General features: G+C 72.5%; 21 protein-coding genes. 11 read left to right on the top strand and 10 right to left on the bottom strand.

The window, feature by feature from the left end:
* Positions 1 to 15 precede the first annotated feature (15 nt).
* Positions 16 to 2592 carry a bifunctional FO biosynthesis protein CofGH gene (locus OHA91_RS21790; RefSeq protein WP_031150523.1) on the top strand — a complete coding sequence of 859 codons (2577 nt, stop codon included), beginning with the start codon at positions 16 to 18 and terminating at the stop codon, positions 2590 to 2592.
* 55 nt (positions 2593 to 2647) lie between these two features.
* Here the strand turns inward: OHA91_RS21790 and OHA91_RS21785 are convergent, their stop codons facing one another.
* A complete protein-coding gene (locus OHA91_RS21785; RefSeq protein ID WP_328739796.1) occupies positions 2648 to 3697 on the bottom strand; it encodes a tyrosine-protein phosphatase in 1050 nt (349 codons plus the stop codon).
* A 705-nt stretch (positions 3698 to 4402) separates the two neighbouring features.
* On the opposite strand from OHA91_RS21785, the gene OHA91_RS21780 reads away from it, so the two are divergent.
* The 3 genes from OHA91_RS21780 to OHA91_RS21770 all read left to right on the top strand — a co-directional run bounded on the left by OHA91_RS21780 (position 4403) and on the right by OHA91_RS21770 (position 6799).
* Complete coding sequence (locus tag OHA91_RS21780) at positions 4403 to 5551, top strand: ADP-ribosylglycohydrolase family protein (RefSeq protein WP_408059245.1); 1149 nt, start codon at positions 4403 to 4405, stop codon at positions 5549 to 5551.
* A 105-nt stretch (positions 5552 to 5656) separates the two neighbouring features.
* Positions 5657 to 6517 (top strand): TIGR03619 family F420-dependent LLM class oxidoreductase, encoded by an 861-nt coding sequence (locus OHA91_RS21775; protein WP_266500443.1) that lies wholly within the window; start codon positions 5657 to 5659, stop codon positions 6515 to 6517.
* Between the two features lie 69 nt (positions 6518 to 6586).
* Positions 6587 to 6799 carry a type II toxin-antitoxin system Phd/YefM family antitoxin gene (locus OHA91_RS21770; RefSeq protein ID WP_051893128.1) on the top strand — a complete coding sequence of 71 codons (213 nt, stop codon included), beginning with the start codon at positions 6587 to 6589 and terminating at the stop codon, positions 6797 to 6799.
* 24 nt (positions 6800 to 6823) lie between these two features.
* Here OHA91_RS21770 and OHA91_RS21765 read toward each other — a convergent pair whose 3' ends face one another.
* Together OHA91_RS21765 and OHA91_RS21760 are read right to left on the bottom strand one after the other, a co-directional pair.
* Complete coding sequence (locus OHA91_RS21765) at positions 6824 to 8092, bottom strand: DUF4241 domain-containing protein (RefSeq protein WP_266500441.1); 1269 nt, start codon at positions 8090 to 8092, stop codon at positions 6824 to 6826.
* A 32-nt stretch (positions 8093 to 8124) separates the two neighbouring features.
* Entirely contained in the window at positions 8125 to 8586 is a 462-nt protein-coding gene (locus OHA91_RS21760; protein ID WP_266500438.1) for an ATP-binding protein, read from the bottom strand.
* A gap of 130 nt (positions 8587 to 8716) precedes the next feature.
* Here OHA91_RS21760 and OHA91_RS21755 point away from each other — a divergent pair, with 130 nt between their 5' ends.
* Together OHA91_RS21755 and OHA91_RS21750 are read left to right on the top strand one after the other, a co-directional pair.
* Positions 8717 to 9553: a helix-turn-helix domain-containing protein gene (locus OHA91_RS21755; RefSeq protein ID WP_328739795.1), complete on the top strand. Its 837-nt coding sequence runs from the start codon at positions 8717 to 8719 to the stop codon at positions 9551 to 9553.
* On the top strand, positions 9550 to 9798 hold the full coding sequence (locus tag OHA91_RS21750; RefSeq protein ID WP_031150507.1) for a DUF397 domain-containing protein: 249 nt from the start codon (positions 9550 to 9552) through the stop codon (positions 9796 to 9798). The genes OHA91_RS21755 and OHA91_RS21750 overlap by 4 nt, the downstream gene beginning before the upstream one ends.
* Before the next feature lie 12 nt (positions 9799 to 9810).
* Here OHA91_RS21750 and OHA91_RS21745 read toward each other — a convergent pair whose 3' ends face one another.
* Positions 9811 to 10428 (bottom strand): flavodoxin family protein, encoded by a 618-nt coding sequence (locus OHA91_RS21745; RefSeq protein WP_031150505.1) that lies wholly within the window; start codon positions 10426 to 10428, stop codon positions 9811 to 9813.
* A 127-nt stretch (positions 10429 to 10555) separates the two neighbouring features.
* Here OHA91_RS21745 and OHA91_RS21740 point away from each other — a divergent pair, with 127 nt between their 5' ends.
* The gene (locus OHA91_RS21740; RefSeq protein WP_328739793.1) at positions 10556 to 11071 is read left to right on the top strand and encodes a hypothetical protein; all 516 of its coding nucleotides are present in this window, start codon (positions 10556 to 10558) and stop codon (positions 11069 to 11071) included.
* Between the two features lie 16 nt (positions 11072 to 11087).
* Positions 11088 to 11345 (top strand): hypothetical protein, encoded by a 258-nt coding sequence (locus OHA91_RS21735; RefSeq protein ID WP_328739792.1) that lies wholly within the window; start codon positions 11088 to 11090, stop codon positions 11343 to 11345.
* On the opposite strand, the gene OHA91_RS21730 is transcribed toward OHA91_RS21735, so the two are convergent.
* The 3 genes from OHA91_RS21730 to OHA91_RS21720 are packed head-to-tail and all read right to left on the bottom strand — an operon-like array spanning position 11318 to position 13971.
* A complete protein-coding gene (locus OHA91_RS21730) occupies positions 11318 to 12547 on the bottom strand; it encodes a multidrug effflux MFS transporter (protein WP_328739791.1) in 1230 nt (409 codons plus the stop codon). The two genes, OHA91_RS21735 and OHA91_RS21730, sit on opposite strands and share 28 nt — an antisense overlap.
* 3 nt (positions 12548 to 12550) lie before the next feature.
* The gene (locus OHA91_RS21725; RefSeq protein WP_031150496.1) at positions 12551 to 13195 is read right to left on the bottom strand and encodes an NAD(P)-dependent oxidoreductase; all 645 of its coding nucleotides are present in this window, start codon (positions 13193 to 13195) and stop codon (positions 12551 to 12553) included.
* A gap of 23 nt (positions 13196 to 13218) precedes the next feature.
* Positions 13219 to 13971, bottom strand: coding sequence for an MBL fold metallo-hydrolase (locus tag OHA91_RS21720; protein WP_266500422.1), 753 nt, complete (start codon positions 13969 to 13971; stop codon positions 13219 to 13221).
* Between the two features lie 81 nt (positions 13972 to 14052).
* Between OHA91_RS21720 and OHA91_RS21715 the strand changes: the two genes are divergently transcribed.
* Entirely contained in the window at positions 14053 to 14682 is a 630-nt protein-coding gene (locus tag OHA91_RS21715) for a winged helix-turn-helix transcriptional regulator (RefSeq protein WP_031150494.1), read from the top strand.
* A gap of 56 nt (positions 14683 to 14738) precedes the next feature.
* Here the strand turns inward: OHA91_RS21715 and OHA91_RS21710 are convergent, their stop codons facing one another.
* The 3 genes from OHA91_RS21710 to OHA91_RS21700 all read right to left on the bottom strand — a co-directional run bounded on the left by OHA91_RS21710 (position 14739) and on the right by OHA91_RS21700 (position 17616).
* Positions 14739 to 15584: a bestrophin-like domain gene (locus OHA91_RS21710; protein ID WP_051893125.1), complete on the bottom strand. Its 846-nt coding sequence runs from the start codon at positions 15582 to 15584 to the stop codon at positions 14739 to 14741.
* A 67-nt stretch (positions 15585 to 15651) separates the two neighbouring features.
* Positions 15652 to 15939, bottom strand: a complete 288-nt coding sequence (locus tag OHA91_RS21705) for a hypothetical protein (protein ID WP_031150490.1) — start codon at positions 15937 to 15939, stop codon at positions 15652 to 15654.
* A 117-nt stretch (positions 15940 to 16056) separates the two neighbouring features.
* Positions 16057 to 17616 (bottom strand): APC family permease, encoded by a 1560-nt coding sequence (locus OHA91_RS21700; RefSeq protein WP_031150488.1) that lies wholly within the window; start codon positions 17614 to 17616, stop codon positions 16057 to 16059.
* Between the two features lie 295 nt (positions 17617 to 17911).
* Between OHA91_RS21700 and OHA91_RS21695 the strand changes: the two genes are divergently transcribed.
* Positions 17912 to 19000 (top strand): DNA alkylation repair protein, encoded by a 1089-nt coding sequence (locus tag OHA91_RS21695; protein WP_031150486.1) that lies wholly within the window; start codon positions 17912 to 17914, stop codon positions 18998 to 19000.
* A gap of 326 nt (positions 19001 to 19326) precedes the next feature.
* Positions 19327 to 19542 (top strand): hypothetical protein, encoded by a 216-nt coding sequence (locus OHA91_RS21690; protein WP_031150482.1) that lies wholly within the window; start codon positions 19327 to 19329, stop codon positions 19540 to 19542.
* Positions 19543 to 19576 lie beyond the last annotated feature (34 nt).

Here is a 19576-nt window from a genome sequence, read left to right as displayed (position 1 = left end):
TCGTATGCTCGCCCCATGACCACTCCGAGTGAGGCTCCGACCGAAAACGCGATGCGCCGCGCGCTGCGGCGGGCCCGAGACGGCGTCGCGCTCGACGCGGCCGAGGCGGCCGTGCTCCTCCAGGCGCGCGGCGAGGCCCTCCGGGACCTCGCCGCCTCCGCCGCTCGCGTCAGGGACGCCGGGCTCGCCGCCGCCGGGCGGCCCGGTGTCATCACGTACTCGCGCAAGGTCTTCATCCCCCTCACCCGCCTCTGCCGTGACAAGTGCCACTACTGCACCTTCGTCACCGTCCCCGGCAAGCTCCGCAGGAGCGGCCACGGGATGTACCTCTCCCCCGACGAGGTCCTCGACATCGCCCGCCAGGGTGCGGCGATGGGCTGCAAGGAGGCCCTCTTCACCCTCGGCGACCGCCCCGAGGACCGCTGGCCCGAGGCCCGCGAGTGGCTCGACGCGCACGGCTACGACGACACCCTCGCCTACGTCCGCGCCATGGCGATCCGGGTCCTGGAGGAGACGGGGCTGCTGCCTCACCTCAACCCGGGCGTCATGTCGTGGTCCGAACTGCAGCGCCTCAAGCCCGTCGCCCCGTCCATGGGCATGATGCTGGAGACCACCGCGACCCGTCTGTGGTCCGAGCCCGGCGGCCCCCACCACGGCTCCCCCGACAAGGAACCGGCCGTACGGCTGCGCGTGCTGGAGGACGCGGGGCGCTCCAACGTGCCCTTCACCACCGGCGTCCTGATCGGCATCGGCGAGTCCTACGAGGAGAGGGCCGACGCCTTCTTCGAGCTGCGCCGCATCCAGCGCAGCTACCACGGCATCCAGGAGGTCATCGTCCAGAACTTCCGCGCCAAGCCGGACACCGCCATGCGCGGCATGCCGGACGCGGAGCTGGAGGAGCTGGCCGCCGCGATCGCCGTCGCCCGCCACATCCTGGGCCCGAGCGCGCGGATCCAGGCCCCGCCGAACCTGGTGGACGCCGAGTACGCCCTGCTCATCGGCGCGGGCATCGACGACTGGGGCGGCGTGTCCCCGCTGACCCCCGACCACGTCAACCCCGAGCGCCCCTGGCCGCACATCGAGGAGCTGGCCGCCCGGACCGCGGCCGCCGGCTTCGAGCTGCGCGAACGCCTCACCATCTACCCGGAGTTCCTGCAGCGCGGCGAACCCTGGCTGGACCCGAGGCTGCTGCCGCACGTACGGGCGCTGGCCGACGCGGAGACCGGCCTGGCCGACGAGCGGGCCGTCGTCGAGGGCCGGCCGTGGCAGGAGCCCGACGAGGGCTTCACCGCGTACGGACGCACCGACCTCCACACCGCCATCGACACCGAGGGCCGCACCGCCGACCGGCGCGAGGACTTCGACCACGTATACGGCGACTGGGACGCGCTGCGCGAGGCGGCCGCACCCGGCATGGTCCCCGAGCGCATCGACACCGACGTGCGCGCCGCCCTGGCGCAGGCCGCCGACGACCCGACGAAACTGACCGACGCGCAGGCGCTCGCGCTGCTGCACGCGGACGGGCCGGCCCTCGACGCCCTGTGCCGGATCGCCGACGACCTGCGCCGGTCGGTGGTGGGCGACGACGTCACCTACATCGTCACGCGGAACATCAACTTCACCAACGTCTGCTACACCGGCTGCCGTTTCTGCGCCTTCGCGCAGCGCCGCACCGACGCCGACGCCTACACCCTCTCCCTCGACCAGGTCGCCGACCGGGCCGCCCAGGCGTGGGACGTCGGCGCGGTCGAGGTGTGCATGCAGGGCGGCATCCACCCCGACCTGCCGGGGACGGCGTACTTCGACATCGCGCGGGCCGTCAAGCAGCGGGTGCCGGGCATGCACGTGCACGCCTTCTCGCCGATGGAGGTCGTCAACGGCGCGACCCGCACGGGCATGTCCGTACGGGACTGGCTGACGGCGGCCAAGGAGGCCGGCCTGGACTCGATCCCGGGGACGGCGGCGGAGATCCTGGACGACGAGGTCCGCTGGGTCCTGACGAAGGGCAAGCTGCCGACCGCGGACTGGATCGACGTCGTCACCACGGCGCACGAGCTGGGGATCCGCTCCTCGTCCACGATGATGTACGGGCACGTGGACCAGCCCCGGCACTGGCTCGGCCACTTCCGCACGCTGGCCCGCATCCAACAGCAGACCGGTGGTTTCACGGAGTTCGTGACGCTCCCGTTCATCCACACCAACGCCCCCGTGTACCTGGCGGGCATCTCCCGGCCCGGCCCCACGGTCCGCGACAACCGCGCGGTGACGGCGATGGCCCGGATCCTGCTGCACCCGCACATCCCCAACATCCAGACGAGTTGGGTGAAGCTGGGGACCGAGGGCGCGGCCGAGATGCTCCGCTCCGGGGCGAACGATCTCGGCGGGACGCTGATGGAGGAGACCATCTCCCGTATGGCCGGGTCGAGTTACGGCTCGTACAAGTCGGTCCAGGACCTGGTGGCGGTCGCGGAGGCGGCGGGACGGCCCGCGAAGCCCCGTACGACGCTGTACGGGGAGGTGCCCGAGGAGCGGCAGCGGGCGGCCCTCGCCTCGGACGGCCACCTGCCGGAGCTGCTGCCCGTACTGGACTGAGCGGAGCGGAGGGGGTCCGCGGCCCGGGCCCCCTCCCCCGCCGCCGGTCAGCCGGTCAGCCGACCAGGAGGTCCTTCTTGAGCTGCTTCAGCTCGCGGGCGTCGATGCCGAGCCCGTCCTTGAGGTAGCGGTCGAAGGAGCCGTACGTGGCCCTGACCTCGTCGTAGCCGGCGTTCAGGTACTCGGGGCGCACGTCGAGCAGCGGCTTGTAGACGGCGGCCTGCTGGGCGGGCAGGTGCGAGAGGATCGCGTCGTTGGCGGCCCTGCGGTAGTCGTTGCTGGCCAGGTAGTCGGCCTCGACGGTCTGGCGGGGCACGCCGAGGGCGGTCAGCAGGGCGGCGCCCGCCCAGCCGGTGCGGTCCTTGCCGGCGGTGCAGTGGAAGAGGACGGAGCGGGCGCGGTCGCGCTCGATGCCTTCAAGGACCTGCGTGTACGCCTTCTTGCCGCCGGCGCCGGAGACCATCGCCCTTTCGGCGTCGACCATGGCCTTGACGGCCTCGTCGGGGGTGCGGGGCATGGTCCGGAAGGAGCCGGAGCCCGCGAAGACGTCGGCGACGACGTAGGCGGCGCCGGCGGGGACCTTGTCGGCGTCCTTGGTGCGCTCGTCCTCCATGCGCAGGTCGAAGACGGTTCTGACGTGCAGGCGCTGGAGCTTGGCGAGGTCGTTCGGGGTGAGCTTGTCGAGGGCGTCGGAGCGGTATACCTCGCCCATCCTGACCCACTGGCCGGTGCTGGTGCGGTAGCCGCCGGCGTCGCGGAAGTTGGCGGTGCCGTCCAGCTTGACCAGGCGGTCGGCCAGGCGCAGGCCCTGGCCGTGCTGCGGCTTGAAGTCGAACCACTGGCGGTCGGCGGCGGGCAGGCCCGTGACCACGGCCCGGCCCTGGGCCCCGCCCTTGGCGACCACCCTGCCGTTCGCCTTGACCTCGACCCGCCTGGTGCCCGGGGCCTTCCACTCCAGGGTGAAGGAGCCGTCGGCTCCGGCGGTGACGGCGGCTTCGGTGAAGGGGATGGCGGAGCGGCCGCCGGCGTTGGCGGCGGGGGCCGTGATCAGGGCGGCGGTGAGCGCGGAGGCGACGACGGTCGCGGCGAGGAGGGCCTTCTTCATGCGGTCGAGGCTGGGCGGCCGCGGAGAACGTCGAATGAACGCGGTGTGGCCGAAAACGGCCGCCTCGAAGGCAAGTGGCAAAACGTGCCATTGGCCAGGCCGCGGCCTGAACTGTTCGGATTCCGGCCGATCTCTGGTCACTTACGGACCTCTTGGCGTACCGCTTCCGGTTTCGATCGAACGTGTCCACTACAGTGCGGATTTCGCATGCGCGGCGGTTACAGGTCAGCGGGGGGCGCGGTGCCGGGGGTGGACGACGTGATCGGTACGGACGACGACAACGGCACGACCGGCGGCGCCCGCACGCGCGCGGGCGCGAGCCCGGTCCTTCCGAACCCCCTCCCCCCGGGGTTCACCCCCGCCACCCCCGCCCCGGCGGGCGGTACGACCGTTCCCGGCCCGGCCGCCGGGGCAGCGGGCCCGGGCCCGGGCCCGGCGGACGACACCCGCGCGGCGGCCACGCACAGCACCGCCAACCCGGCCGGAGGCCAGGGGCAGGTCGGCGGCCCGGCCACCCCGGCAGGCGGCACGAACGCTCCCGGCCCGGCCGCAGGCCAGGCCCCAACCACCGCCGACCCGGCCGGAGGCCAAGGCCAGGTCGGCGGCCCGGCCACCCCGGCAGGCGGCACGAACGCTCCCGGCCCGGCCGCAGGCCAAGCCCCCACCACCGCCGACCCCGCCGGAGGCAGGACGTTGGGGCGGGGGATCGTCACCGGGCTCTGGGGGCGGATCGAGCAGCAGGACTTCCGCAGCCGGATCCGCGGCACCCTCCTCGGCGCGGCCCTCGGCGACGCCCTCGGCGCGCCCCTCGCCGGCCTCACCCTCGACGCCATCCGCGCCGCCCACGGCCCCGACGGCCTGACCGCCCCGGCCCCCGCCGTCACCGACGGCCGCCGCGGCCGGGTCACCGCAGCCACCCAGCTCACCCTCTTCACCGTGGACGGGCTGATACGGGCCCACGTACGCCGGGACACCGGCGCCTGGCACCCGCCCACCGACGTGCACCGCGCGTACCGCCGCTGGGCAGCGACCCAGCACGACTGGGGCCCCGACGAGCGCCGCAAGGACAACGGCTGGCTCGCGCAGGAGGAATGGCTCTACGCCCGCCGCGACCCCGACCGCGCCTGCCTGACCGGCTTCGGCGACGACGTCCTCGCCACTCTCGACCAGCCCAAGAACCCGGCCGCCCGCGGCGCGGCCGCCGCCGCCCGTTCGGCGCCCTTCGGGCTGCTGGTCGGCTGGGAGCCCGCCCTCGTCCTCCAGCTCACCGTCGAGTGCGCCGCCCAGAGCCACGGCCATCCCACCGCCCACCTCTCGGCCGGGGCCCTCGCCGTCATCGTCCACGGCCTGATCCGCGGCGACTCCCTCGACGCCGCCGTCCAGCGCACCCTGGGGCTGCTGGGCGCCCGCCCCGGCCGCCACCAGCCCGTCACCGACGCCCTCCAGCGCGCCGTGTCGGCCGTCACCCGGGGCGCGCCCGGCCACGAAGCCGTCGATGCCCTCTCCCCCGGCAAGACCGCGCCCGACGCGACTCCCGACGCCACGCCCGACGCCTCGGACGCCCTCGCCGTCGCCGTCTACTGCGCCCTGGTCGCCGAGGACGTCGCCCACGGCCTGCGCCTCGCCGTCAACCACGGCGGCGACTCCGTGGCCGCCGGCGCCCTGTGCGGGGCCCTCCTCGGCGCCCTCCACGGCGAGACGGCCCTGCCGCCCGCATGGCTCGCGGAGCTCGAAGGCCGCGCCACGCTCCTGGAACTGTGCGACGACTTCGCCCTGGAGATGACCCAGGGCCCGACCCTCCACAGCCCCTCGGCCGCCTCCCCCGGCTGGCTGGCCCGCTACCCCCGCGGCTGACCGGCCACCCACCGCGCCCGATCGGCCTGACGCCCCCTCAACAATCGCGGGCGCAGCCCGTACCGTGGCGTTCCCACGTCCCGGCTGCCGGAGGTGCCAGCACACATGCGGATCGCCACGACCATCTTCCTCACCGACCGCACCGTCTCCCCCGTCCGTCTCGCCCGCAGCCTGGAGGAACGCGGCTTCTCGGGCCTCTACCTCCCCGAGCACACCCACATCCCGGTCGCCCGTGAGACCCCCGCCCCCATGGGCGGCGAACTCCCCGAGATGTACGGGCGCACCCTCGACCCCTTCGTCGCCCTCGGCCAGGCCGCCGCGGTCACCGAACGGCTGCACCTGGGCACCGGCATCACCCTGGTCGCCCAGCACGACCCGATCGGCCTCGCGAAGCAGGTCGCGACCCTCGACCACCTCTCCGGCGGCCGTTTCACCCTGGGCATCGGCTACGGCTGGAACGTCGAGGAGGCCGCCGACCACGGCGTCGAGTGGCGCACGCGCCGCGACCTGGTCCGCGACCGGATGGCCCTGATGCGCGCCCTGTGGGCGCCCGAGCCGACGGCGTACGTGGGCCAGTACTGCTCCGTCCAGGCGAGCAGCGCCCACCCGAAGCCGGCCCAGGCCCCGCGCGAACTCGGCCCCGGCTCCCCCCTGCACGGCCCCCGCACCCTGATCGGCGGCGCGGCCGGCCCGAAGCTCTTCGCCGCGATCGCCGACCACGCCGACGGCTGGCTTCCGATCGGCGGCGGCGGCCTGACCGAGTCCCTCCCGGTGCTGCGCCAGGTCTGGGAGACCGCCGGCCGCGACCCGAAGTCCCTCCAGGTGGTCCCGTACGCCGTGACCCCCAACCCGGGCAAGCTCGCCCACTACGCCGACCTCGGCATCGAGGAGGTCGTCCTCCAACTCCCCTCGGCCTCCGAGCCGGAGATCCTGCGCACCCTGGACGGCTTCGCCCAGTACCTCTGACCACCCGAGCGGCGCGCTTTGTGTACATCTGGCACATTTGGTGGCACGAGTGAGCCGGTCGTCCAATCCATGGCAGAAGTGCGCAGCCACCTGGCCGACGCCATAGACCGCGCCCGCCGCGAGGGAGTGCCCACGATCATCACGCGCCGCGGCAAGCAAGAGGCCGTCGTGATCGACATCGACGAATACCAGCGTCTCCGTCGCCTCGCGGACGAGACCGAGGACGCCTGGCTGAACGCCTTGGCCGACGAGGCCGAGGGCGAGGTGTCCCGGGGCCACTGAGGCCGGGGGCGCGAAGGGCGGAACTCAGGAAGCGTCCGCGAGATCGGGCATCTCGTCCACGACCACCACCACACCGACCACGTCCCCGTCGGCCGACCGCCCCACCCAGACGGGGTGGCACCCGTCCGAGCACACGGCGAAGGCCACCAGCTCCGCTCCGGATCCCGGCTCGCGGGTTCGCAGCAGGAACATGGAGCCGGTGAAGTCCTCGTCGTCCTGCTCGTTGTGGTCCACCACCTGATGGACGCGTTCCTGGAGGGGCACCCATGCCCCGGCGTCGGCGAAGGCACCCGTCGCACCGTCCGTGCCGAAGCCGTACACGTGCCCGTCCTCCAGCAGCCGGACGTCGTCCTCGGGCGCCAACGCCATCTCCCAGGACACGGCGGGCTCCTCACTCACGCGTAGCCGTACCGCCGTCGGCTCCGTCGTGTCCACCCAGCGGTCGTCGTACATGCAGTGGTACCCGAAGGCGATCTGTCCCTCTTCCAGCACGTGCTCCCCCGGCGGCACGGCGACGGTGAGACGCGGCCCTCTCGCGTCCAGGGGGCAGTCGATGGCCAGCAGCCCGCTCGGCACGTTCAGGGTTCCCATCCGCCGGGGCCTTACGACCGTCATGTCGGGGTGTTGCGGCGTGGTCATCCGTGTCCCGGGCCGGAACAGCGCGTCCATCGGCCCGGCCGTGCCGGGCCGCGGCGCCCGCCACAGGCCGGCGGGCGCGTCTTCGGCGTCCCGATCGGCGACGGTGGCGGCCGCCCGGAGGGTGACGGGCTCCGCCAGCCCCTGCACCTGCGCGGAGATCACGGGCCAGTCCTCGAAGGCGGGCCGGTCCCGCCACTTCTCCTCGTCGGGCACGTCGGCCAGGGTGTCCCGCCTCGATCCCTTCGAGCCGCGCGGTTCGTGCGACACGATGCCCCTGGTGTCGGGGTGCAGGGTGTAGGTGACCCGGGGGGCCTCCGCGTCGAACTCGGCCACCTCGGGCCCGCCGTACCGCCAGATGCGCGTGATCCGGGTCAACAGCCGGTCCCCGTCCAGGAGCCTGTAGTCCGCCTGATGGGTGCGGCGGCCCTGCTCGTCGTAGACCCAGAGGCCTACGTGGTGGTCCGGCCAGGAGACGAGCCGGACCTCCACAGGAGCCTCCCGGCCCGGTATCCGGTACTCCGCGACGTACGGGAGCCCGGCCGCGTCCCGCTCCCGCGCCTCCTCGGCGGAGATCGGCCGCCAGGGTGCGCGGGCCGTCAGGTCCCAGCCCTGCGCGTACCCCACCTCGACGACCGTCCCCGGTTCCCGCCCCATGTGCCACCGCCCGCTCGTGCCCGCCCGATCCTTCAGAGGGGAAGGTAGCCGGTGCCGCTGACAGGGCCCGCCCGGCGGGTCAGCTCGGCCCAGACCGTCTTGCCGACGATGCGTTCCGTGACGCCCCAGTCGGCGGCGACGGCGTCCACGATGCGCAGGCCGTAGCCGGACTCCGCCTGGTAGGCGTGCGGCTGGACGGCCGGGCGGCGGTCGCGGCGGGCGTCGGAGACCTCGATGCGCAGGAGTTCCTCCAGGAGCGTCAGCTTCAGCTCGAAGTCCCGCCCGGGGACGCGGCCGTGCCGGACGGCGTTGGCGGCGAGTTCGGCCACGAGGAGCCCGGCATCGGCGGAGAAGGCGGTGGATTCGGGGAAGCCCCAGTCGTGCAGTTCGACGAGGGCCAGCTGTCGGGCCAGCCGGGCTCCGCGGCAGGTGCTGGTGAAACGCTGAGTGAACACGCGTACGAGGGTCCGGGCGCGGCCGGAAGGGTCGGTCATGGGCGCCAACATCCCGTCCGACCAGGCTCGTTCAACACCACCCGGACTCGTACAAACCAACTGTACGAGTCCACTCCCTGGACAGGCGCGGTCACGGTGCGTGAATCTGCCTGTCGGGGAGGTGACCGCCATGGTGAGTACCGACGGCAGCGGTGACGGCCAGGTCGAGCCGGACGACAACCTGCGCAGCTTCGGCGAGACCGTCAAGGCCTCCCGCAAACGCGCCGGCCTGACCCAGGAGCAACTGGCGCCGCTGATCGGGTACTCGGTCCAGTACGTCGGCTCGGTCGAGCAGGGCCGCCGCCACCCGTCGCAGAAGTTCGTGACCAAGACCGAGGCGGTCCTGGACACCTTCGGCGTGATCGACATCGCGGCCCGGCAGCTGACGCGGCGGCGCGGCCTGGCCACGTGGTTCCGGCGGTGGGCGGAGCTGGAGGAGGTGGCCGTCACCCTCAATACGTACGAGTGCCGGTCCGTGCCGGGCCTGCTCCAGCCGGAGTCGTACGCCCGCGCCCTCATCGACAACGTCCCGCCGCTGGCCACCCCGGAGGAGGCCGAGGCCCGTGTCGCCGTGCGGCTGGAACGGCAGAACCTGCTCCACCGCGCCCCCTACGCCCTCTTCAGCTTCGTCATCGAGCAGGCGCTGATCGAACGGCGGACGGGCGGGCCGCAGGTCACGCGGGAGCTGGTCGACCGGCTCCTGGAGTGCGGGGACCTGCCCAACGTGGACGTCCAGATCATGCCGCTGGTCCAGCCGGTGCACGCGGGCACCGACGGCCCCTTCCGCCTCCTGGAAACCGATGAACACGAGTGGCTGGGCTACACCGAGGGCCAGCAGACGGGCCAGGTCATCTCCGACCCGAAAGACATCAGCCTCCTCCACCAGCGGTATGCCAAACTTCGCATCCAGGCCCTCAATCCGGCGGACAGCGCTGGCCTGTTGATGCGAATGCGAGGCTCCCTGTGAACAGCTCCGAGTTGCGGTGGTTCAAGAGCAGCTTCAGCGGAAGCCAGGGCGACGACTGCGTCGAGGTCGCCCTCTCCTGGCACAAGTCCACGTACAGCAGCGGTGACGGCGACGACTGCGTCGAGGTCGCCGCCTGCCCCGATGCCGTGCACGTCCGGGACTCGAAGGTGACGGCCGGCCCCGAGCTGGCCGTCACCCCCGGTGTCTGGACCGCGTTCCTGGGCGGCGTCACCGCCACCCGCTGAGCGGCGGCGCGGCTACCGCTCCCCGGTCTCCTCCTCCGCGGGGAACCGGGCGAGCGGGGCCTCGCGCTCGAAGAAGGTCTTCGCGCGGGTGATCGCGCGCTCGTCGCCCCGCACCTGGCCGGGGCGGGAGCCGTTGCCGAGCAGGACCCCGCCGAAGCGCATACCCAAGTAGGCCGCCGAGTGGTTGAGGGCGGTGATCAGCCCGTCGGCGCGGACCTCGTCCTCCTCGGACATCGCCGTGACGCCCCACAGGGTGCGGCCGGCCATCCGCTTCTTGAAGTCCAGGCCGGGCACGCCCAGCCAGCCGGACCAGTAGTCGAGGTAGCGCTTGGTGTTCGCGGAGACCGTGTACCAGTACAGGGGCGAGACGATGACGATGTCGGTGGCCTCCAGGGTGAGCCGGCGCAGTTCCTCCTCCTGCTCGCTCACCGGCCAGGTCCCGTCCTCGTGCCGGCCGTCCTGGAAGTCGGGCAGTGGGTCCTTCGCCAGGTCCACCCAGCGCTGTGGGATGTCGGCGGGAAGCTGTTCGGCGGCGGCGCGGGCGAGGGTCTCGCTGTTGCCCTCCGGCCGGGAGCTGCCGAGGACGAAGAGGAACGAGCGGTCGGCGTCGGTGAGTATGTCGGTCGTCATGCGGCGTGCAACTCCCGCCCCACGCGGAGCTATTCCGTCCGGCTGGGGGACGGGCGAAATCCCCTCGACGGCGGGGCCGGCCGCCATGGACCATGACAGTCGGACGGATCGAGGGGACGGACCGGGCATGCCCGCAACACAGTCGCAGGACGAGGACCACTGGGAGTCGCTCCCGGCGGGGATCCGCACCCAGGTCGACGGGTACGTCCTCCAGGACTCCCTCTTCCCGGCCGTGAAGCTCGTGTGGAACGCGGGGCGCGCCCGCGGGATCGGCCTGCACGAGGCCCAGTTGGTGGTCCACGAGCGGTACGTCCTCCTCGGCGACCGGATCGCCCGTACGCCCGAGTGCCCGCTGGACCTGGAGTCCCTGTCCGCCCTCGTGAGCGGCCTGCCGGGGCGGGTGGCGGCGATCGAGGCCGTCTGGGACGGGGACACCGTCCACGACTGGTTCGTGAAGCTCCTGGCGATCACCGATGATCCCGCCGAGGAGCGGCACCTGGCCACCGTGTACAGCCGCCACGACCGCGACCCGGCCGAGGCGGCCGCCGGGGCGGGCCGCACGCTGGCGGACCACCTCGGGGTGCCGTTCCACTTCGCCAACCCCGACGACCCGGGCTTCGACGCACCGCGCTGGCGGCCCTGAAAGGAGGCCGGTCCAGGTGCCCGGGCAACGCAGACGCAGGCAGAGGCAGCAGCGGCACGACGAACGCCACCGGCCGGAGTGCGTCCCCGGCCGCTGGGAGCCGCTGTTCGAGACGCAGGGGCACACGGAACTGCAGCAGTTCCTGCGCCGCTTCCAGGAGGAGGGCAGGGTCACCGACCCGGCGCACATCCGGATCGACACCCTCTGCGGCCGACTCACCCACCCGACGACCTACCGGGTGAGCGCCTATGTCCCGGACATGTCCGGAACGTAGGGGCCCCGGTGTGGCCGACGACGTCGCCCGGGCATCGACCGGGTGAGGACGCCGAGTGCGAGCAGAGCGAGCGCCGGCAGCACGGCGACGATGATTCCCATCGGCAGGGCGTCGGTGGCGCCACCCGCGCCGGCCAGCGGAGCAAGTGCCCCGCCGAACACGAACTGGCTGAAGCCGAGCAGAGCGGCTGCCGACCCGGCGTGTCCGCCGTGGTCGGCCATGGCCTGGGCCGCGGCGTTCGGCATGACCAGGCCCACGCTGGAGACCAGGACGAACAGGCCGATCAGGAGCACGGGCAGGGGTGCCCCTGTCAGCACCGCGGCCAGGACCGTGGTGCCACCGGCTGTCGCGCCCAGCAGACCGGCGAGCAGCAGCACGCGGGCGCCGGCCCGGGCCACCAGCCGGCCGTTGATCTGGGCGGCCGCAACGAGTCCGGCGGCGTTGACGGCGAACACGGCGCTGTACTGCTGCGGTGACAGGCCGTGGATTTCCTGCAGGACGAACGGCGAGCCGGAGATGTAGGCGAACATCGCCGCGAAGACCAGGCCGTTGGCCAGGACGTACCCGGTGAAGACCCGGTCGCCGAGCAGCTGCCCGACGACAGCCGGCAGCGGCTGGCGTGACGCGGAGGACCGGGTCTCCGGCAGTCCTGCGGCGGAGGCCGCCAGCATCACGGCGCCGAGTACGGCCAGGCTCACGAAGATCCCCGGCCAGGCCGTGACGCGCAGGAGCTGGCCGCCGAGGACCGGCGCGAACACCGGCGCCAGGCCGGTGATCAAGGTCAGTGCGGAGAAGAGACGTGCGGTGCGGGTTCCGGAGGTGCGGTCGCGGACCATGGCGTTGGCGATGACGATGCCGAACGCCCCGCCGATGCCCTGGACCAGGCGGAGGCCGACGAGGGTCCGGACGTCGGGCGCCACCGCGCAGAGCGCGCTGGCGATCGTGTAGAGGGCGAGGCCCGCCAGCAACGGACGCCGCCGGCCGTAGGTGTCGCTCAGCGGCCCGGCGATCAGCTGCCCGATGGCCAGCCCGGCCAGGCAGGCGGTGATGGTGAGCTGGGCGGCCGCGGCGCTGGCGCGCAGGTCGCCGGCGAGGTCCGGCAGTCCTGGCAGGTAGCCGTCGATGGACAGTGGTCCCAGGGCCACGAGCGCTGCGAGCAGGACGATGAATCGGGTGTGCCGGCCGGCGGCGTCGTTGCTCACGGCTCAGTACGCGACGGTGATGCGGCGGCGGATGGCGGTGCCGCTCTCGATCGTGTCGGCCAGGGCGATCGCGTAGTCGGCGTACGAGATGCGGCTGTTGCCGTCGTCGTCGGTGAGCAGGGTGTCCCCGGCGCTGCGGTAGGCCCCGGTCCGCTCGCCCGCTCCGATGACCGCGGCGGGCGACACGTACGTCCAGTCGAGGTCGTGCACGCCGCGGTAGAGGTCGAGCGCTTCGGACTGGGCCTCGGCGTTGGCCTTCCACAGCGCGGGGAAGGCCGGGTCGTCCATGACCCGGGCGCCGGTCGGCGTGCGCAGGCTACCGGCACCGCCGATGGTGACCAGGCGGGTGACGCCGGCTCGGCGGAGTCCGTCGATCAGCGCACGGGCGGCACCGACGATCGTGGCGCGGTCGTCCTCCTGGCCGATCCGGGGACCGACGGCCGACAGTACGGCGTCGTGGGAGGCGGCGAGGCCGGCGACCGCGGCGGCGTCCGTGACGTCACCGGTGGTCACGGTCAGGGCCTTGTGCCCCAGTCCGTCGACGTGGCCGGCTCGGGTGACCGCGGTGACGGTGTGGCCGCGACGCAGGAGTTCCTCGGTGGTGGGCCGGCCGATGTTGCCGCTGGCACCGAACAGGACGATCTTCATGTGTTGCTCCTTGTTTCTGGTGGTCAGAGGACGGGCTGGCCGTCGGCGACGAGGGCCGCGGTGATGCCGCGCTCGTCGGCGGCGTGCTGGAAGCGCTGCTCGATGTCGGGTTGTTCGGTGTAGAACGGCGGGTTGTGGAACAGGCCGTAGTGCATGGCGCAGACGGTGCCGGCGCCGAGTGCGACGGCGGCCTCGACGCCCTGCTCGGGGGTCATGGTCGCCGGGACGTTGGCCGCGTAGCCCTCGAAGTGGGCGATGACTCCGTTGACCGGGACGAACGCGACGTCGAACGGGCCGTGGTCGCGGGCGATCTGCCACCAGCTGCCGTGCCACTGGGTGTCGCCGCAGTGGATGATCCGTCGGCCGGCGCCTTCGACGACCCAGGCGACCTGGTCACAGTCGTTGCCGCGCCAGTCCAGCGAGGTCACCGGGGTGACGGTCAGCCCTCCGATGCGGCGTGACCGGCCCAGGTCCTGGGCAACGGGGGTGATGCCCACCTCGCGCAGCGCCGCCGCGCTCGGGGTGTGGCAGCCGATCGTGCCGGTGGCCGCGATCCGGGCCATCAGGTCGTGGTCGTAGTGGTCGGGGTGCAGGTGGGTGATGAGGGCGTGGGTGCCGGGCGGGGCATCGACCGGGTCGACCGGCCGGTGCGGCGGCCCCATCACCGGCGCCAGCGGAGCGACGTTTTCGAGCGGGTCGATCAGCAGGCGGGTGTCGCCGAGACGGATCTCGACGCCGGCCCAGGCCAGCCGACGCACGGAGAGGGTGGGGATCATGGGCAGCGACGCTAGACCGACCTTGTTGAGAAAGTCAACAAGAGAGTTTTGAATCTCAACACCACGAGGTAGGGTGGTGGCATGCGCACCTACGGGCAGTACTGCGGCATCGCGAAAACGCTGGACGCCGTCGGCGACCGATGGACCCTGCTGATCGTCCGTGAACTGCTCGCCCTGGGTCCGTGCCGGCACACCGACCTGCGCAACGGGCTGCCCGGGATCGCCAGCAACCTGCTGGTCGACCGGCTCCGCGACCTTGAGGAAGCCGGCCTGATCCACCGCGAGGCCGCCCCGCCGCCGGTGGCCACCACCCTGTTCTCCCTCACCGAGCGTGGCCGCGAGCTGGAGCCGGTGCTGCGGGAGCTGAGCCGATGGGGAATTCCCCTGTTGCGCGAGCCGGGCGGCAGCGACACCTTCCGCACCCACTGGCTGGACATGCCCGCCCGGGCACTGACCGACCACCGCCCCGACCAGCCGGCGATCGCCCTGCAACTGCACGCCGACGGCAACGAAGACCTGGTCATCGAAGTCAAGGACGGCTCGGTGCACACACACGCCGGCCGGGTCGACCACCCCACCGCGTCCCTGACCGGACCGCCGCACCTGCTGGCCGCGACCCTGCTCGGCGACCTCGATCTGAGCGCCGCAGTACAGCAAGGCCTGCGGCTCGGCGGCGACCGCGAGGCAGTGCTGCGCATCCTGCCCCGCTGATCCGGGTGTGACGTGGTCGCCGTACAGAAGGTGGCGACCGTCGCCGACCCCGACGGCTACCGGCTGGTGCCCTGCTCCCGCACCTGGGGCCGGACCGCCGGGACGTCGCCGTCGGCCGCCCAGAACTGCGCCAGGACCGCCTCCTTGTACGGCTCCGGGCTCACGCTCAGGTCTCCGGCGAAGGGCCGGTCCAGGGCCACCACCAGCAGCAGGCTGAAGCCGATCAGCCCGGCCACCGCCGACACGAAGAGCAGTTGCATCTTCAGGCTGCGCAGTCCGAAGAGGAAGGTGAGCGGGACGATCACGAACGCGCCGCCGTACACGAGCACCTGGAGCAGGACCGGCAGTGAGTTCTCGGCCATCGTGATCCGTGCGCGGCGCTGCGAGTTGAGGTCGCTCAGGCGGGTGACCGCTTCCGCGTAGAAGGTCTCGGCGCGCGGGCCCTGCGGCTCGTAGGCCAGGAGGGCCCGGTACAGGCCGTGCATCTGCGCGCCGGTCGCCTCGTAGCTGGGCCGGCCCTCGCGCATCAGCGGCCACTGCACCTCGACGACGGCGTGCGAGTAGGCGCCGACGGCCGCGTGCACGCGCGCGCGGTCGGCCGCGGGGAAGGCGTCGGCGCTGCGTACGACGGCGGCCAGGTCGCTGGCCTCGGCGGCGACGATGTTCTGGGTGTTCTCCCGCTGCGTCCACAGGGTGACGACGACGAAGGCGAGGATGATGCCGTAGATCGCGCCGAACATGCCGAGCGCGACCCCGACCATCTCGTTGTGCTCGCCCTGGGCGAGGTGCGGGAAGCGGCGGCGGGCGGCCGCGCTCCCGGCCGCGGCGAGGCCGGTGAGGCCGCCCACGAGCAGAACGGCGATGACGAAGGTGCTGACGTGGTTGAGCAGCCAGAGGATCATGCGCTGCTCAACGAACGCCTCCGGCCGCCGTACCGCTGCCCGTTACCGCTGCCCGTACGGGCCGGGCTCATTCGACCTTCGGGGTCTTCGGCAGACCGGCCTCCAGGGCCGTACCGGCACCGCCGAGGGAGCTGTCGGTCGCCTTCGTGGCGGAGCCGACCGCGCCCTGGGTCACCGCGACCGCCGTCTTCGCGTCCTGGACGGTCTGAGCGGGGTGGTCGGCGATGTCGACGACGCGGCCGACGAGCGGCGCCGCCCCGGACGGCTCGTCGGCGGCGTGCGCGGCGGGAACGAGTGCGAGGGCGGCCCCGCCGGACAGGACCAGGGCGGCAAGGGTGCGCTTCATGGCAGTCATGCCCGGCCCAACGACCTCCCGTACCCGAGGTCACCACCGGGAACGCCGGCGGCCCCGGATCGGGGGGATCGATCCGGGGCCGCGGGGATGACTCGGCAGGGCGTTGCGGGCGGGGTGTCAGTCCTCGACGACCAGGGACGGGGTGGACTTCGTCAGGACCTCGCCGCGGAAGAAGGCGGGGCTGCGGCGCTCGGTGACGAACATGATCACCAGGCCGAGGGCCAGCAGGCCCACGCCGATGATGAAGACGCTGCCGACGCCGAGGACGGTGGAACCGGATCCGTAGGCCGGGTCCCACATGTCGAAGAGGGTCTTGCAGAAGACCGCGGCCAGCAGCAGTCCGCCCAGGACCGGGAAGACGCCCTTGAAGAAGAGGTCGCGGGAGGAGCGGCGCAGTTCGGCGCGGAAGTACCAGGCGCAGGCGAAGGCGGTCAGCGAGTAGTAGAAGCAGATCATCAGGCCGAGCGCGAAGATCGTGTCGGTCAGGACGTTCTCGCTGACCAGGGTCATCACCGTGTAGAAGAGGCCGGTGGCGACGCCCGCCATGACGGTGGCGCGGCCCGGGGTCTTGAACGTGGGGTGGACCTTGGCGTAGGAGGGCGGCAGCGCCTCGTACGTCGACATGGCGAGGACCGTGCGGGCCACCGGGATGAAGGTGGTCTGCAGGGAGGCCGCGGCGGAGGCCAGGACGGCGATGAAGAGCAGGATGCCGAGCACCGGGCCCATCACCGGGCCGGCGAGGGCCGCGAAGACGTTGTCGGAGGTCTCCTCGTTGGCGAGGCCCAGGCCTTCGCCGCCGGAGCCGACGGCCATCTGGGCGGCGATGCCGGTGGCGAGGTAGGAGCCGACCAGGACGACCATCGCGATGAGCGAGGCGCGGCCGGGGGTCTTCGTGGAGCCGGTGGTCTCCTCGTTGGTGGCCAGGCACGCGTCCCAGCCCCAGTACATGAAGATCGAGAGGGAGAGTCCGGCGGTGAAGGCCGCCATGGACTCGACCGCGAAGGGGTTCATCCACGACCAGGAGAAGTCCAGGCCGGTGTCGAAGGTGCCGGCGGAGGCCTTCTGGAAGGCCATCGCGACGAAGACGCCGAGCACGACGAGCTGGAGGCCGACGAGGGCGTACTGGACGCCCTTGGTGGCGGTCATGCCGCGGTAGCTGATGGCGGTCGCCAGGGCGATCAGGGTCAGGCAGGTGGCGATGTGGACGAGCTTGTTGTCGTCCAGGGCGGCGATCGACGGATTGTTCGTGATCTCGCCGGCCAGCAGCCAGAAGTAGGAGGTGGCGACGCCCGCCAGGTTGGAGAGCACGATGATCGTGGCGATCACCAGGCCCCAGCCGCACATCCAGCCGATCCGCGGGCCGAAGGCCTTGACGGTCCAGGTGAAGGAGGTGCCGCAGTCCGGCATGGCCTTGTTGAGCTCGCGGTAGGCGAAGGCGACCAGGAGCATCGGGAGGAAGCCGGCGAGGAAGATCGCGGGCATCTGCATGCCGACCTCGCCGGCGGTGGAGCCGAGGGTCGAGGTCAGGCAGTAGACGGGGGCGACGGTGGAAATGCCGATGACGGCGCTGCCCAGGAGCCCTACGGACCCCTTGCCGAGGCCCTTGCCGCGGACATCGCCGTCGGCGACGCCGCTTACCGTGTCTCCGGCCTGAGGCCGAACGTCCAGCTGAGTCATGGGTCAGGACGTTAGATGGTGCGCATTCCACATCTGGAGGATTGAAGTCCGGAAGGGAACAGCCCTCGACGCCTTGGAATCTTGAGGCCGAGACAGTTCACAAGCACTTAATACAAGGTTCACTCAGGCATCCAACCGCGGTTCAGCAGGCTCGACCTGGAGGCTTTCATCATGCGGAAACCGCAGGCATGTCCGTTATGGGCGTTTTCAAAGTTTCCCTCGTGACTTTGCGGTGACCAGTGGTAACGGGGTATGCGAACGGCGGACCGGTCGCGTGATCGGCGAGACTGTCCCCATGCCCACGGCCGATGAGCTCCTCAGCGCGGACACCGTCACCACCCTGGCCGGCCTGCTGGCCCGGGCCGGCGGCCGCCGGTCCGCGCCCGCCCTGACCGCCCGCGCCGCCGCGCTCGACGGGCTGTCGTACAGCGGCCGGGTCGGCGCGATCCGCGACGCCGTGCTCGCCGACCTCCCCGCGGACTGGCCCGGCTTCGAGGCCGTCGTGCGCACGGCTCTCGCCGAGCCCGCCTTCGAGGGGTGGATGACCTTCCCCGTCAACGAGGCCGTCGCCGTCCGCGGGCTGGAGGTGTTCGAGCCCGGCCTGGAGCTGCTGCACGACCTCACCTCCCGGCTGACCGCCGAATCCGCGGTGCGCCCCTTCCTGCGCGCCGACCCGGACCGCGCCCTGGCCGTCGTACGCGAGTGGACCGGGGACCCGGACCCGCACGTACGGCGCCTCGCCAGCGAGGGCACCCGGCCCCGGCTGCCGTGGGCCCCGCAGCTGCCCGCGTTCGTCGCCGACCCGCGGCCGGCGCTGCCGGTGCTGGACGCCCTCTACCGCGACGAGTCCGAGTACGTGCGCCGCTCCGTTTCCAACCACCTCAACGACATCGGCCGGGACCACCCCGCCCTGGCCGTCGAGACGGCCGCCCGCTGGCTGGCCGAACCCGCCGGTACGACGGACCGCGTCGTACGGCACGGACTGCGCACCCTGATCAAGGCCGGCCGGCCCGAGGCGCTGACCCTCCTCGGCCACGCCCCGGACGTACCGGTCACCGTGCGCGGGCCGGTGGTGACCACGCCGCGCGTCGCCGTCGGGGAGTACCTCGTCTTCGACTACGCGGTCACCAACACCGGCGGGCTCCCGGCCGAGCTGGTGGTCGACTACGTCGTGCACCACACCAAGGCGAACGGCACGCGCACCCCGAAGGTGTTCAAGCTCGTCACGCGCCCGCTGGCCCCCGGCGAAACCCTCGGCGGCACCAAGCGGCACTCCTTCAAGCCGATCACCACCCGCCGCTACCACTCCGGAGAGCACCTGGTGCAGCTCCAGGTCAACGGCCGCGTCCGCGGCGAGGCCGTTTTCTCGCTGGACGCCGGATGATCACTGCAGCATCCTGCGGAGCATGACCTACGGAATCGAGTCCCACCCCGCCAGGTGAGCGCCCGCGAAGAGCGCCAGGCGCTCACCTCCCGGACGACCTCCCTCTACGACTACGCCTCTTCCGCCACGGCATCGAGCCGGACGGCCGCGTTCCGTGCAAGGGCTTTCCCCTGCCCGACGGGTCGCCTCCACCGGAGCCCGGCCGCAACGACCTGACCCGGCAACAGGCGCAGGCCGAAGTCACCGACGCCCTCACGCCCCTCCTCGCCGACCCCGACCCGGTACGAGCCGCCGAGGCCGTCCACCGGCGGGTCGCCGAACCGGCCGTGAACCGGCGCTCCCTGCGCGCCCACACCGCACGGCTGGCACTCGGCGACGAGGACGCCGCCCGGCGGACCGCCCGGCAGCTGATCCGCACCGGTACGGACGCCGCGGCCGTCGGCGTCGGCATGGCCCTGCTGGTCCGCCTCGGCGGGCCCGAGGACGTGCCCTGTCTCAAGGCCCTCGGCCACCGCACGACCCCACCCGCGCCGCGGGCATGACCCGGCTCCGGCCGGGGGCCGTCCGCCCCCGGCC

This window comes from Streptomyces erythrochromogenes, from assembly GCF_036170895.1.
GTDB lineage: Bacteria > Actinomycetota > Actinomycetes > Streptomycetales > Streptomycetaceae > Streptomyces > Streptomyces erythrochromogenes.
The sequence above is the reverse complement of the archived record's forward strand: the minus strand, read 5'-3'. Positions and strand labels throughout refer to the sequence as shown.

Excerpts from the sequence above, each read along its gene's own strand:
- OHA91_RS21755 (WP_328739795.1), top strand. The coding sequence starts at position 8,717 with ATGGTGAGTACCGACGGCAGCGGTGACGGCCAGGTCGAGCCGGACGAC.
- OHA91_RS21775 (WP_266500443.1), top strand. The coding sequence starts at position 5,657 with ATGCGGATCGCCACGACCATCTTCCTCACCGACCGCACCGTCTCCCCC.
- OHA91_RS21705 (WP_031150490.1), bottom strand. The coding sequence starts at position 15,939 with ATGACTGCCATGAAGCGCACCCTTGCCGCCCTGGTCCTGTCCGGCGGG.
- OHA91_RS21695 (WP_031150486.1), top strand. The coding sequence starts at position 17,912 with ATGCCCACGGCCGATGAGCTCCTCAGCGCGGACACCGTCACCACCCTG.
- OHA91_RS21715 (WP_031150494.1), top strand. The coding sequence starts at position 14,053 with ATGCGCACCTACGGGCAGTACTGCGGCATCGCGAAAACGCTGGACGCC.
- OHA91_RS21740 (WP_328739793.1), top strand. The coding sequence starts at position 10,556 with ATGCCCGCAACACAGTCGCAGGACGAGGACCACTGGGAGTCGCTCCCG.
- OHA91_RS21725 (WP_031150496.1), bottom strand. The coding sequence starts at position 13,195 with ATGAAGATCGTCCTGTTCGGTGCCAGCGGCAACATCGGCCGGCCCACC.
- OHA91_RS21790 (WP_031150523.1), top strand. The coding sequence starts at position 16 with ATGACCACTCCGAGTGAGGCTCCGACCGAAAACGCGATGCGCCGCGCG.
- OHA91_RS21765 (WP_266500441.1), bottom strand. The coding sequence starts at position 8,092 with ATGGGGCGGGAACCGGGGACGGTCGTCGAGGTGGGGTACGCGCAGGGC.
- OHA91_RS21720 (WP_266500422.1), bottom strand. The coding sequence starts at position 13,971 with ATGATCCCCACCCTCTCCGTGCGTCGGCTGGCCTGGGCCGGCGTCGAG.
- OHA91_RS21710 (WP_051893125.1), bottom strand. The coding sequence starts at position 15,584 with ATGATCCTCTGGCTGCTCAACCACGTCAGCACCTTCGTCATCGCCGTT.
- OHA91_RS21745 (WP_031150505.1), bottom strand. The coding sequence starts at position 10,428 with ATGACGACCGACATACTCACCGACGCCGACCGCTCGTTCCTCTTCGTC.
- OHA91_RS21785 (WP_328739796.1), bottom strand. The coding sequence starts at position 3,697 with ATGAAGAAGGCCCTCCTCGCCGCGACCGTCGTCGCCTCCGCGCTCACC.
- OHA91_RS21770 (WP_051893128.1), top strand. The coding sequence starts at position 6,587 with ATGGCAGAAGTGCGCAGCCACCTGGCCGACGCCATAGACCGCGCCCGC.
- OHA91_RS21700 (WP_031150488.1), bottom strand. The coding sequence starts at position 17,616 with ATGACTCAGCTGGACGTTCGGCCTCAGGCCGGAGACACGGTAAGCGGC.
- OHA91_RS21760 (WP_266500438.1), bottom strand. The coding sequence starts at position 8,586 with ATGACCGACCCTTCCGGCCGCGCCCGGACCCTCGTACGCGTGTTCACT.